The following is a 12288-nucleotide window of genomic DNA, read 5'->3' on the forward strand; positions in this document are numbered from 1 at the left end:
TTATTACTTATTAAAAAAATATTTTATTTTCTTAATAATTTACTGTATATAAATATTATTATATATTATTTTAAGAATATCTTATTGTAATCATTTAACTTTTTCTTTCTAATATATTATATTGTCATTTGATATAATTTATGTTTTTTGTTATTATTAATAATATTTAATGTATGGGTATAATATGAAAGGGTTAATTAAAGGTTAATATATGATTGATATCTACAATAATAATAAAAAAATAATTGGATCAATAATAAAATTTAATAGAATAAATAATAATATTAGTCAAAAACAATTATCAAAGGGGATATGTGTACCATCATATTTAAGTCGTATTGAAAATGGTGAATTATTGCCTAGCGAGGATGTCTTATCTATAATTTTTAATAGACTTGGCCTTGAGTTTAATGATTCTCCAGACTTTATAAATAAAGGTACACGCTATTTAAAAGATTTTTTTAATAGTCTAAACTTTAATGAATTTGATTATACAAATAAGTTGTTTGATATACTAGAAAAAGAGGAAGATAAATATATAGCTTCTCCCTTAATTATTGACTATCTGTTAGCAAAGCTTGCACGATATTCTTCTACCTCTTCTAGAGATAAGTTCGAAGATTCTAAAAATCTTATTTTATCGTCATTTCATTTGCTATCAAATAAACAAAAATTTATATATAATTTTTATGCTGCAATTGACATATTACTATTATCTGATAATAAACAATTAGGAAAAACTTTACTTCAAGAAGCCTTAAGCTATAAAGAAAGTGGACATTGTTATTTTTGGTTATCATATTCTTACAGAATAGAAAATAACCCTATAAAAGCTTATGATTCAATTCAAAAAGCATTAAATTTATATGTTGCTGAAGGAAATATAATAAGTATCATGGATACTTATGAAAAATTAGCAGAAGTTTATTTCATGTTAGATAATTATAGTGATGCTATTCATTATTTGGAAATTTCCTTAAATATGGCTAAAAAATTTAAAAATATCTATTTTATTGAGCATATTAATTCTATTTTATCCTGGTCTTATTATAGATTAAATGATTATGAAAAGTCATTAGAATACTTAAATTATAATACAGGTTTAATAGATCACCGCATAATAATTCCAGATACTATTATTAAATCTTTAATTTATTTTTCATTAGGAGATAAAACATCCTTAAATGCTATTATTAATCATTTAAATACTGAATATACATTACAACATGTTAGCTCAGAGTTGTCAATTTTAATTTATGAATTATTTAATATATTTATTAGTGATGATAATTATATTAAAAACCCTCATTGGGAAGAAATATTAATTAAAATCATTAATAACATTAAAAAGTTAGTAGAGCTAAAAAAGGTTTTTACCACTTTATTAAAAGATTATTATATAATTAATAGACGCTATAAAGATGCTTTGTTTTTATAAAAATAGAGAGGTTGTCCAACGACACCCTCTCTATTTTTATGTAAATCTAATTCTATTTATAAAACTCTTGTGTTGCATATACCTTATTTCCTATTTTATATACACCTACACCTATACTATCAAAATTCGTAGATAATATATTTTTCTTATGCCCTTCAGAGTTCATCCAGTTTGTCATAAATTGATTTGCTAATGCTGTTGGGTCAGTAATTCCACCTATGTATGCAATATTTTCTCCCCACGCATTATATGTAACTCCATCAGCCTTCATCTGTGTAGTTATATAATTACCATTTAGATCTGTATGACTAAAATAATTTTTATCCCCCATATCTTGAGATTTAATTCTCGCATACTTCTCCATAGTTGTATTATAACTTAATGCTGGAACTCCAGCCTTTGCTCTTTCTTCATTTACTTTATTATATATAGCTTGTTCAACTTCTGCCATAAATTTCTCATTAACAGTTGCATTATTATCTACAGTACTATTATTGTCTGTACTTTCTCCAGTTGATGGTTTTGTTACTGTTGAAGTAGATCCATTTACCGGTCTACTTGGTCTATTAGGTCTAGATACAGTTACTCTTCTAGCGTTATTACTACTATCAATTGTAGCTGCATTCGCTTGCACCCCACCAACAAATATACTTCCTAATAATACTAATGAAATTATTTTCGATTTCATTTCCATTCCTCCTATAATTTGAACTATTATCCATAATTCATTTTTAGTCGTTATGTACTTTTACGTCTTTAACAACTTGTCCACTTGATAATAACACAACAATTTAAATTTTATAATAGTAGATTGTTGGTTAAAATATATTATATATCCTGTAAAAAAAACAATTATCATATATGGTTAAATAATGATACTAATTTATCTCATAATTTTATAAAAAGTCGACCTGTTGATATGGTACTTTTATAATAATATATTAATTAATTTTATCATAAATATATCATATCTTTAGTCGATTTTTATTTAATTCTTTTATTTTACACGTAATTGAACTTACACTCTGAAAAATCAAAATAATCTCTATACTCAAATCTGCATATACCTTCAAATTCATTCTCATTCCAGAAATTATTTCCTATTATATTACTAGAATTGATTAATTCACTTATTTCATTATAATCTATTGTGTTCCCATTATCCTTTATACATTGTTTTAAACATCTTAATATATCTGATTCTTCTCCATAGTTTTTTAAGCTTTCAGAATCAGTGTTTACTATTATATGATTTACTCTGAAAAATTTATTGTTTTCTATTTTTTTAGCTATATCTGTATCCTTTACAGCCAAAAGTGATTTAATTTTTATTCTCATAAATTATCCCTCCTAAATCCTCTTGTATACCTTTACATTATTAATATATATTCAATTATTTTTTAAATAATACTAACAATATTTTTTTATTTTAATTATAAAATGGTAATAATAACAATGTATCATTATTTATAATTAACATAAAACAATAATAGAAAGTATATTTTTATTCTTATCTTATAGGAGGTTAAAATGAAAAAGCACAAAAGCCAAAAAATTAAAGAAGTAATTCACCAAAGTGACGAAGATCTTAATCTACATGAAATAAAAGCTAGAACAGGTGCTGGAAATGGATATAAACATCATACCCCTAATAATCATCATGTAGAAACTGCAAAAGAAATAAGTGATTCTGATCCAATTCATAAAAGCCATAAAATAACAAATGTTATTAACGAACATGATGGCAATTTAAATTTACATGAAATAAAAGCTAAAACTGGTGCTGGAAGTGGTCATAAACATCATCATCCTAATGATAATGACGTAGAAACTGAAAAAGAAGTAAATATATTTAATAAAACTTATAAAAGCGATAAAATTAAAGATGTTATTGAAGAACATGATGGTGATTTAAATTTACATGAAATAAAAGCTAAAACTGGCGCTGGAAGTGGTCATAAACATTAAAAGATAAACATAATGTCTTACTTTTCAAAAAAAAGTAAGACATTATGTTTATCTCCAAAAATAAGGTTCATATATTCTTTTTAGCTTTTTAACTATTTCATTAGATTCGTTTTTATTTACCTTTAAATTTTTTCCTTCTTCAATACTTTCAAAAGTTATTATGTTATCAGATTTAGTTAGTTCTTTAATATAATTAATCATATTCTCTTTAATTGCTTGCTTATTATATATTTTTATATAAGAATATCCTGGAAAATCATCAGAACTATATTTTAAAATTTTAAACTTCTCTGTATATTTAAGCTTCTCCATTTCTAAGTATAAATTTTTTATCTTATCATTTTTATCTATTAGCATCAAATAAACTGCTCCATATCTTTCTGGCAACTCTTCTTTAATATAATTTCTATAAGGAGATGATCTAAGAGCATTATAAATTCTTTTTTCTGCAGAATTTTTAAAATCACCATAATAAATCATTACGGAATCTTCAACTACTACATTAACAAAACAATGAAAATTATTCTTTTTAAATAACTGTAAAAACTCTTTTGTCTCTGAATGTGTCATCTCATATACTTTTAGATATCTATTATCTTTTACATCAAATAATATAGCTCCATCCATAGCAATAACAGGAAGTTTTATTCTAATATCCTTTAAGGCTTCTAACAGTGCAGCTGGGGTTCTCATGGTTGCAATAGTAAATTTAAGTCCATCATCTAACATCTTATTTAGCTCAATTTTACTATAAGGCGTTAGTGTATCATTCATATTTAATAAAACTTTATCTAGTTCAGAAACAAATAATATGTTATCTCTTTTCTTTCTAGGAATTCTTGCAGTATTTATTATTAAAGCTAAAATTATACCAATCATTGTATCTATAACTCTATTAAAAACAAAGAAATACGGATTTCTATCAGTAAGATGGTTAACAACTATACTTAAAAAAACTACACAAGAAAAATATGATGAATTTTTTTTATTTATTATTACCGTTGTATATATAACAGGTATTATTAATATTGATATTATTACATACCTAATAAAATCATTTTCAAATGGTAAGAAATAATACTCTATTAATATCATTAATAACCCATAAAATGCTCCTATCATAGTTCCTATAGTTCTTTGTATTGCATTCGCCTTTGCATTACTAGAATATGGTTGCATACACCATAAAACTGACAATGCAGTATAAAATGGTGCCCCTTGTCTTCCTCTAAGTAAATAAATAATAAATCCTAACAGTACCCCAACTGATGATTTAATAATACGCATTCCTATTGGTGGAAGTGCTGCTGATTTAAACCTCATTAATATCCTCCATATCTTTTTTATTTTATTAAATTATAATTTAACACAAAGTTAATATATCATCATCAATTATTTTATGCAATAAAAGTCTTATGTATGGTTAACAATAGTAAATACTTCTTCTACATTTACTTCTCTACTACAAATAGTGACAATACATTATATTGCCACTATTTGAATATCCACATGCTTCAATTTTTACTTAGAACACTCTCGCAGATAATTTTCTTCAACTTTTGACCAATCTAGTATATTCCAAATATTTTTTACATAATTAGCTCTCAAATTTTTATATTTTAAATAATATGCATGCTCCCATACATCAATTGTTAATATGGGCTTCATCTTAAAAATTAATGGTGAATCTTGATTTGATGTTGAAATTACATCAAGCTCACCCTTTTCATTAACTACGAGCCACGAATATCCTGATCCAAATTGATTTATGGCTCTCTTTGATATTTCATCTTTTAAATTTTCTATATTACCATATTTCTTATTAATTTCCATTGATAACTTACCACTTGGATATTTCTTAGGTCTTTGTGATAAAATAGAAAAATATAAATTATGATTAGCTACACCTCCTCCTTGATTAATTACATCCTTTCTTATTTCTTTAGGAACTTTTTCAACATTATAAAGTATTTCTTCTAATGTTTTTCCTTCAGTAAATTTTTCATATCCCTCAAGGACTTTATTTAGCTTATCTACATATCCTTGTAAATGCTTTGTATAATGTATACATACTGTTTCTGTATCAATATAAGGCTCTAAATCCTTATATTTATATTGTAATGGCCACTTATCATATTTCATACACTCTCCTCCTTCTTATTTTACTAATATTTTATTTATGATTTTTATATTCATAAATATTATTATTTTTTTAAATATATAAAAAAAAGAGCTAGTATTTGTACTAACTCTCATAATAATAACATTATTTATTTTTTCTTGATATTAAATAATAAGGTACTGCAACAAAGAATATTCCACCAATCATATTTCCTAAAGTTACGATTCCTATATTATATGCATAACCTGCAATACTTACAGCTGCTGTGCCTGGAGATAAAAGTCCAATTGTAAGTAATGTCATATTAGCAACACTATGTTCAAATCCAGCTGTAATAAATATAAATAGACACCAGAATATCATTATTAATTTTGAAACATCATCTTTACATCTAAAAGTACACCATACAGCTAAGCAAACTAGCATATTACAGAATAACCCTCTAAAGAATAATTCTTGAACTGGTAAACTCATTTTCGTAGCTGAAGTATTTGCTATAAATTCTCCAACTGGCCCTTTTGCAAGTCCTGTTAAATAAAACATATATCCTGCTAATATTGATCCAACTAAGTTACCAATAAAACTAACTATCCATACTTTTATAGTATCTATCCAAGATAAGCTTTTATTTAATGAGCCTACTGCCATTATAAAATTATTTCCAGTAAATAATTCTGAACCTGCAAAAACAACTAAACTTAAAGCTCCACCAAATGCAATTCCCATAACAATCTTAGTTGCTGGAGATGATGCCGCTGTTAACAATCCTCCAATTGTAAATATAAGCATTATGGCCATACCTACAAAAATTCCTGCTAACATTGCTGAAACAAAATATCCTAACTTATTATTTTTTAATAAATCACTTTTTGCTTTAGCTGCTACTGCAACTTTATTAATTTCTTCATTAAACATATTATTCCCCCTATATCATTGTTATTTAAATAACAATTTATAAGGTTATTATATATTCTTTATAAAAAATATACAGTGATTAAAATCACGAAATTCTATTATTTTTAGTAATTTTTACTTATACTTTTACATTTTCATTCCTTTTTGTATTAATTTTTCTCTATATATTGTGATTTTAAAAATTTTTTAAATATATCTCACTATTTCTTATAACTCTAATTCTCTATTCCGCCCTTAATATTGATATTATTTTATCATTCTATGTTTTTAAATAATATAATAAAAATATCTCCTATAATAAACAAGTTATAGGAGATATTTTTATTATTATATAATTTTATTACTGCCTATTATAATAGTTTATTCCATCATTAGGCTTAAAATATGTTCTAATATATCCATCTGTTGATACAAATACTATCTCATTTTTTTCCTCATCATAGTATATCTCATCACCATCTTCTGCTTCTGTTTTATGTTTTGAAGTAGATGAATTAATAACTTCATTAGCACCTTTTAGATATTCTTCTTTTGATTTATAACCAAATTCACTTCCATGTTTCTCGAAATGATCTTCCCACAATATTTCATTACGGAACTCTAGTGAAACATTGTTTTCTTGGGTTCCAAAGTTTGTCCTAATTTCTTGCCAATTAATATCTATATTAAATAATTTACCCAAAAGTAAAACTATAAGAACTAATCCTGCAGCTATAATATTTCTAAATGTTTTTTTCTTGCTGTCACTTTTATAATCCTTATGGATATTATCTTTATTATTATTTATCTTTTCACTTTTACTATTCTCTATGTTATATTCTTTATTATTGTTTTTATTTTCCTTTCTACATTCACTACATCTTTTAGGTAGTTCTAAATTTTTATCATTAAAGAATTTAATCTCTGAATCCGATAATACAAATTCTTTACCACATTGCTTACACTTTCTTTTTATCACTTTTAACCTCCCATTAGCTTATTTTAATATTATAAAATTATTTAACTTTAAAATATAATTAATATGTTATCATATAATCTAAAAAAGTTCTTTAATAAATTTATAATATTATAAATTTATCACAAACTAAATGTATATCTCTTTATTAAATCTATTTAGGTGGTGATATTTTTGAAAAAATTTTTAGAGTATCTATTCATTATTGAAGGAATATTATTTGGAATAATAGGCGTATTATTCTTTATAAATCCTTTTAGTACTTTAGCAAGTTTTATTAATATTTGTGGAGTGTTAATAATTCTTGCTGGTATATTTAGTATTATTAGATCTCTTACTTCTGCTAATAATGTTTTTTTAATAGTAAATGGTATAATTTCAATTTTATTCGGTTTACTTTTATGTTTCTCCCCTATAGCAACAATTAATAGCCTTGCTCTATTCTTTGGTGCATGGGTAATTATTAGAGGAATTTACTTATTTATAATGGCAATTAAATATAAAAATTTAGGTTTTAATTTTCACACTGTTTATATTCTTCTTTTATTTATTTTAGGATTATTAATATTATTTAATCCTTTAATCACGGTATTGACAACACCTTATATTATAGGTACTTTCTTTATAATTTCAGCAGTATGTGAAATATATTTAGGCTTTAAAATTTAGATATATTATAAAAAGTGTTTTATCATATTTTGATAAAGCACTTTTTATATTTACTCTAATAATTTTCTATATAATATATTATAAATAGTTTAATATGTTATTTTCAATAACTTTTTATTTCTTTATAATTTTAACAATTCATTCATCAATAAACTTGGTTATCTCCTTATTAAACTTATCTCTTTCATCATAAAAGGTAGCATGCCCGCTATTTAAAAATTTCACTAATTTACTGTTCTTTATTAGTTTTTTCTGCTCTTCTGCTAAAGGAAATAAACAAACTTTATCATGAATACCATGTATAATTAAAGTTTCAACCTTTATTTTTTTCATATCATCAAATAAAGATTCTTCATCTAACCAAGTTTGTGCAATTTTTGCTGTTGACCATCCAGCAGCTTGTAGTCCTAGTTGAAAAAACCATTCCATAAAAGGTTTACTAACTTTTTTGTAAAAAAACATATCTCCAAAATTTCTTAACATCTTAGGCCTATCACTATATGTTCCCTCTATTATTTCTTCAACAGCCTTTCTACTTATTCCATATGGAAAATATGAACGCTTAATAAGACTTGGAGCAGCTGCTCCACAAAGAATTAGCTTATCTACTCCTTTGCCCTTATGTCTTGCCATATATCTTATAGCTATAGCACCTCCTGTAGAATGCCCTAATAATATAAAATTATCTAAACATAATGTATCTACTACTGTCTTTATATCATCACTTAATGTATCATAATCATATCCACATACCGGTCTATCAGAACTTCCAAATCCCCTTTGATCTATTCCAATACACCTATATCCTTTGTCAATTAAATAATCATATTGATATTCAAATAAATCATGGCTTCCTGGCCATCCATGTAAAAAAACAATAGTCTTATCTGCTTTTTCATTAAGATCTTCTACATATATTTTTACATTTGATTCACCCTTAACATAATATCCCATTCTTTTACTCCATTAAATTAAATATTTATTATAGATTATTCTAAAAAATATTTAATTGTTCTTATGAAACAAAGATTCTACAAATAATACGAACTGATTTTTAAATAAATTTATTCTTTAAATATGAACTATATTTACATCTTTTAAGATTACTAGGGAAATCTAAATTTATAATTTAATAGTATTTTTAGAAAGGATAATATTTATGAACAAAAATAATACTAGTAACTATAAATATGTAATTGCAATATCAAGTTTTATATTAATGGCTACATCCTTTAGTATAATTAATAGTGTAAGCACTATACTTATAGCTCCAATTACTATAGCAAATAATTTTTCTTTAAGTGAATATTCTTTTTTATTCACAATAAATGCAATAACTATCTCTATATTTTCGCCTCTAGTTGGTACTTTACTTAATAAAATTAATATAAAGATCATAATGTCAATAAGCTCTATTCTTGCTGGTGTAGGATTTATACTATATGGTTTTGCTAATAGCATATTCCAATTTTATGGAATAGGAATAATAGTCTCTATTGGCATATGTGGATTAACTACAATTCCAATATCAACAATGATTTCAGATTGGTTTGAACCTGAAAAAAAAGGTTCTGTTATGGGTATAGTTTTTGCTGGGATAGGTACAGGTACTTTTTTCTGGATGCAATTAGTTTCTAAAATTTTAGAAACACATAGTTATAAGATTGTATATCTATTATTAGGTAGTATTGTTCTTGTATTCTCTCTTACTATAAGCTTATTTATTGCCAAAAGACCACTACAATCCTACAAAAAATCAAAAGAACTTGTTGAAAATAATAAAGATGCTTCATCAAATAAAAAATCTTTAAATTTTAGCACGATTTCCGCTTCTACAAGCTTTTGGTATTTTTCTATTGGACTTTTTTTGTTTGGAATAAGCTTTGCTGGAATCAAACAGCATTATCAAACATATTTATCTTTTTTGGGCTATCCTCTTAGTTTTAATGCAAATATGGGATCTATTTTAGCACTAATAGGTGTATTTACAAATATTATTGGAGGATTTTTATTTGATAAATTTAAACTTAAAAATATATTAACTCTCTTTGGCATCATTACTTGTGCAAGTATAATATTCTTATTGCTTTCAAAAACAAGTATCTTTGTATATCTATTTATAATATTATATGGAATGACAATGTGTATGGCTTCAGTTTGGCCATCAATTGGTGTAAGCAAGATATTTTCCAATGAAAATTACTCCGTAATATTTGGTATCTCTAGTATGTTTAATACTATAGGAGCATCAATAGGCCCATTTTTATCAGGTATTATTGCTGATACATCATATGGATACCCAGCTGCTTGGATAATATATTTTGTTCTAAATGTAATATGCTATGCATTATTTATTAAGTCAGTTAAATAATATGAATATTTATTCATATTTAAGTTTTTTATTAATAAGAAGAGTTAGTTTTTACACTAACTCTTCTTATTAAAATTATTACACATCTTTACACTCATTTAGTAATCGTATATAATGATTAGCTTCTCTTAATACATGGTCAGCAAGTAGTGGTAGTATTATAGATTTTATCTTACAGTCAACTATCCCCTTTGTACCTGCTTGCTTAAAATCTCTTAACTTAATAGTTTCCATTAATGTGTCACTTGTAACGCTAGGCATTGTGAGCTCAGTAGCATCATCAGCCTTTTGAATTAATTCACTAAACTCATTTGCAAATTTATTTGAAGTACTTATTAATTCATTTTCACTAGGGTCAAGTAATCCTCTAATAAAAAAAGAATGCTCCATCATAATTCGATCCCAAAATAGCTCAGTTTTCTTAATATTTTCTTTATTTATATCTTTATTTAATTCAAGCTCCTTTATATATGAACGATATAATTTACCCTCCCGTATTATATGTTCTATAAGTAATGGGTAATTCACAGTAAATAATTTACAACATAACATACCATCTAAAATTCTCATTTTAAAATCTATTAGGCAGTCTAATAATTTTATAGCTCTAATATTTAAATTCTTTACACTATTCACTATCTTACTATCAATACTATTGATAGTTTTACAATCTAAAGTTTCTTCCATCCGTGTTATTTTATGATTAATATCTATTCCTGTATAGTATTTTGTCTTCTTCTCTGCTTCTAATGTATACTCTGTAAAAATTTCTCCAGAATCTATTACTGATTCTCTAATCCTTCCATTACTCAATTTAACTGTATCTAATAAAAGCTTTTCAAAACTTACTTTATAATGTTCTGCCTCTTTAGAGAGTTTTGTATTTTTCGGTGTAAATCCCGCCTCTAAAAATAATGAATGTTCCTTCATAATTCGTCCAAAAAAAAGATGTAATTCTAGAGATGAAGTAATATATTCTTCTTTACTTATCATAGTTTCCTCCATTTAATTTTTCTATATTATACTCCTTTTTAAAGAATTATGTTCTTACTTTATATGAATTTATACTTCTATATAATTAATATTTAAATTCAATTAAAAACTATAAGAGTATAGCTACAAAACTATTAAATTATATTTATAAATATATTTACATATTATTAGAACTGTTGGAACATTTTTTATACTATTTCATATATATATACTATAAACGAAAGTTTAAATAAGTAATTAACAAAGGGAGAATTAATTATGGAAAATAACTTTGAAATATTAAATGATTCATGCATGGATTTAATTGCTGTTGATACTGCTTCAGCTACTCGTCCACCAAGCAAACCTAATAATACTGTTGATTTTTGCTGTGCTGCAAATTTACCAAATAACTTTAAACTTGCTGCAATGCCTAAACCTACAATTCTATATGATTTAGATAATTTATTTTGTAAGATTGAACCTAAATGCTCTGAAGGTCCAAGTTGTTGTAAAAGATTTGATATAAGAATTGTAGGTTCTATTCCATTTATCGTAAATGCAATTGTTACTAAGGAAAAAAATCAATGCAGTACTGCTGAAACAGATTGTCCTATAAAGATATCTTGCGCATGTGTAGTGCCTGTAGACAAGGTTGTTTGTAATGTATGTAGCTATGAAGCTGCTATTGAAGCTTGTGCATTTTTAGAGTTAAAATTAAAAAGCTGTAGTTGTGTAACTGTAGAGAATTTAATGGCTAACAGATGTGAAACTCAATGTAAACCTAACTGCGCAGTAGTTTTTACAGGTAAGTTTAAACTTCCAAACTGTGATAAACCTAAAAGTGTAAATTGTTATTAAGTTTAAAGTAAAATTTT

The 12288-nt window shown here is 25.2% G+C and carries 13 protein-coding genes; 5 read left to right on the forward strand and 8 right to left on the reverse strand.

Annotation, left to right across the window (positions count from 1 at the left end):
• Positions 1 to 211: 211 nt before the first annotated feature.
• Entirely contained in the window at positions 212 to 1438 is a 1227-nt protein-coding gene (locus tag EJJ37_RS07745; protein ID WP_133015032.1) for a helix-turn-helix transcriptional regulator, read from the forward strand.
• A gap of 52 nt (positions 1439 to 1490) precedes the next feature.
• On the opposite strand, the gene EJJ37_RS07750 is transcribed toward EJJ37_RS07745, so the two are convergent.
• Complete coding sequence (locus EJJ37_RS07750; protein ID WP_226891491.1) at positions 1491 to 2126, reverse strand: CAP domain-containing protein; 636 nt, start codon at positions 2124 to 2126, stop codon at positions 1491 to 1493.
• A gap of 314 nt (positions 2127 to 2440) precedes the next feature.
• Entirely contained in the window at positions 2441 to 2776 is a 336-nt protein-coding gene (locus tag EJJ37_RS07755; RefSeq protein WP_133015034.1) for a hypothetical protein, read from the reverse strand.
• Between the two features lie 192 nt (positions 2777 to 2968).
• On the opposite strand from EJJ37_RS07755, the gene EJJ37_RS07760 reads away from it, so the two are divergent.
• Entirely contained in the window at positions 2969 to 3406 is a 438-nt protein-coding gene (locus tag EJJ37_RS07760; RefSeq protein ID WP_133015035.1) for a hypothetical protein, read from the forward strand.
• A 48-nt stretch (positions 3407 to 3454) separates the two neighbouring features.
• Here the strand turns inward: EJJ37_RS07760 and EJJ37_RS07765 are convergent, their stop codons facing one another.
• From EJJ37_RS07765 to EJJ37_RS07785, 4 genes are all read right to left on the reverse strand, one after another.
• Positions 3455 to 4729, reverse strand: a complete 1275-nt coding sequence (locus tag EJJ37_RS07765; RefSeq protein WP_133015036.1) for an HAD hydrolase family protein — start codon at positions 4727 to 4729, stop codon at positions 3455 to 3457.
• Between the two features lie 198 nt (positions 4730 to 4927).
• Positions 4928 to 5548, reverse strand: coding sequence for a superoxide dismutase (locus EJJ37_RS07770; protein WP_133015037.1), 621 nt, complete (start codon positions 5546 to 5548; stop codon positions 4928 to 4930).
• Positions 5549 to 5672: 124 nt separating this feature from the next.
• Positions 5673 to 6443 carry a formate/nitrite transporter family protein gene (locus EJJ37_RS07775; RefSeq protein ID WP_133015038.1) on the reverse strand — a complete coding sequence of 257 codons (771 nt, stop codon included), beginning with the start codon at positions 6441 to 6443 and terminating at the stop codon, positions 5673 to 5675.
• 340 nt (positions 6444 to 6783) lie between these two features.
• On the reverse strand, positions 6784 to 7401 hold the full coding sequence (locus tag EJJ37_RS07785) for a zinc-ribbon domain containing protein (protein ID WP_133015039.1): 618 nt from the start codon (positions 7399 to 7401) through the stop codon (positions 6784 to 6786).
• Positions 7402 to 7572: 171 nt separating this feature from the next.
• Here EJJ37_RS07785 and EJJ37_RS07790 point away from each other — a divergent pair, with 171 nt between their 5' ends.
• On the forward strand, positions 7573 to 8067 hold the full coding sequence (locus EJJ37_RS07790; protein ID WP_133015040.1) for an HdeD family acid-resistance protein: 495 nt from the start codon (positions 7573 to 7575) through the stop codon (positions 8065 to 8067).
• 138 nt (positions 8068 to 8205) lie between these two features.
• Here the strand turns inward: EJJ37_RS07790 and EJJ37_RS07795 are convergent, their stop codons facing one another.
• Positions 8206 to 9021 carry an alpha/beta fold hydrolase gene (locus EJJ37_RS07795; protein WP_133015041.1) on the reverse strand — a complete coding sequence of 272 codons (816 nt, stop codon included), beginning with the start codon at positions 9019 to 9021 and terminating at the stop codon, positions 8206 to 8208.
• 205 nt (positions 9022 to 9226) lie between these two features.
• Between EJJ37_RS07795 and EJJ37_RS07800 the strand changes: the two genes are divergently transcribed.
• Entirely contained in the window at positions 9227 to 10438 is a 1212-nt protein-coding gene (locus tag EJJ37_RS07800; protein WP_133015042.1) for an MFS transporter, read from the forward strand.
• A 78-nt stretch (positions 10439 to 10516) separates the two neighbouring features.
• On the opposite strand, the gene EJJ37_RS07805 is transcribed toward EJJ37_RS07800, so the two are convergent.
• On the reverse strand, positions 10517 to 11431 hold the full coding sequence (locus tag EJJ37_RS07805) for a DUF2935 domain-containing protein (protein ID WP_133015043.1): 915 nt from the start codon (positions 11429 to 11431) through the stop codon (positions 10517 to 10519).
• 258 nt (positions 11432 to 11689) lie between these two features.
• On the opposite strand from EJJ37_RS07805, the gene EJJ37_RS07810 reads away from it, so the two are divergent.
• A complete protein-coding gene (locus EJJ37_RS07810) occupies positions 11690 to 12271 on the forward strand; it encodes a hypothetical protein (protein ID WP_133015044.1) in 582 nt (193 codons plus the stop codon).
• Positions 12272 to 12288 lie beyond the last annotated feature (17 nt).

The sequence above is a fragment of the Clostridium cuniculi genome (assembly GCF_004353185.1).
GTDB lineage: Bacteria > Bacillota > Clostridia > Clostridiales > Clostridiaceae > Clostridium > Clostridium cuniculi.

Bases quoted from the DNA above. Each gene is read 5' to 3' on its own strand.
- EJJ37_RS07765 (WP_133015036.1), bottom strand. From the start codon at position 4,729: ATGAGGTTTAAATCAGCAGCACTTCCACCAATAGGAATGCGTATTATT.
- EJJ37_RS07745 (WP_133015032.1), top strand. From the start codon at position 212: ATGATTGATATCTACAATAATAATAAAAAAATAATTGGATCAATAATA.
- EJJ37_RS07770 (WP_133015037.1), bottom strand. From the start codon at position 5,548: ATGAAATATGATAAGTGGCCATTACAATATAAATATAAGGATTTAGAG.
- EJJ37_RS07795 (WP_133015041.1), bottom strand. From the start codon at position 9,021: ATGGGATATTATGTTAAGGGTGAATCAAATGTAAAAATATATGTAGAA.
- EJJ37_RS07810 (WP_133015044.1), top strand. From the start codon at position 11,690: ATGGAAAATAACTTTGAAATATTAAATGATTCATGCATGGATTTAATT.
- EJJ37_RS07760 (WP_133015035.1), top strand. From the start codon at position 2,969: ATGAAAAAGCACAAAAGCCAAAAAATTAAAGAAGTAATTCACCAAAGT.
- EJJ37_RS07755 (WP_133015034.1), bottom strand. From the start codon at position 2,776: ATGAGAATAAAAATTAAATCACTTTTGGCTGTAAAGGATACAGATATA.
- EJJ37_RS07750 (WP_226891491.1), bottom strand. From the start codon at position 2,126: ATGAAATCGAAAATAATTTCATTAGTATTATTAGGAAGTATATTTGTT.
- EJJ37_RS07775 (WP_133015038.1), bottom strand. From the start codon at position 6,443: ATGTTTAATGAAGAAATTAATAAAGTTGCAGTAGCAGCTAAAGCAAAA.
- EJJ37_RS07800 (WP_133015042.1), top strand. From the start codon at position 9,227: ATGAACAAAAATAATACTAGTAACTATAAATATGTAATTGCAATATCA.
- EJJ37_RS07805 (WP_133015043.1), bottom strand. From the start codon at position 11,431: ATGATAAGTAAAGAAGAATATATTACTTCATCTCTAGAATTACATCTT.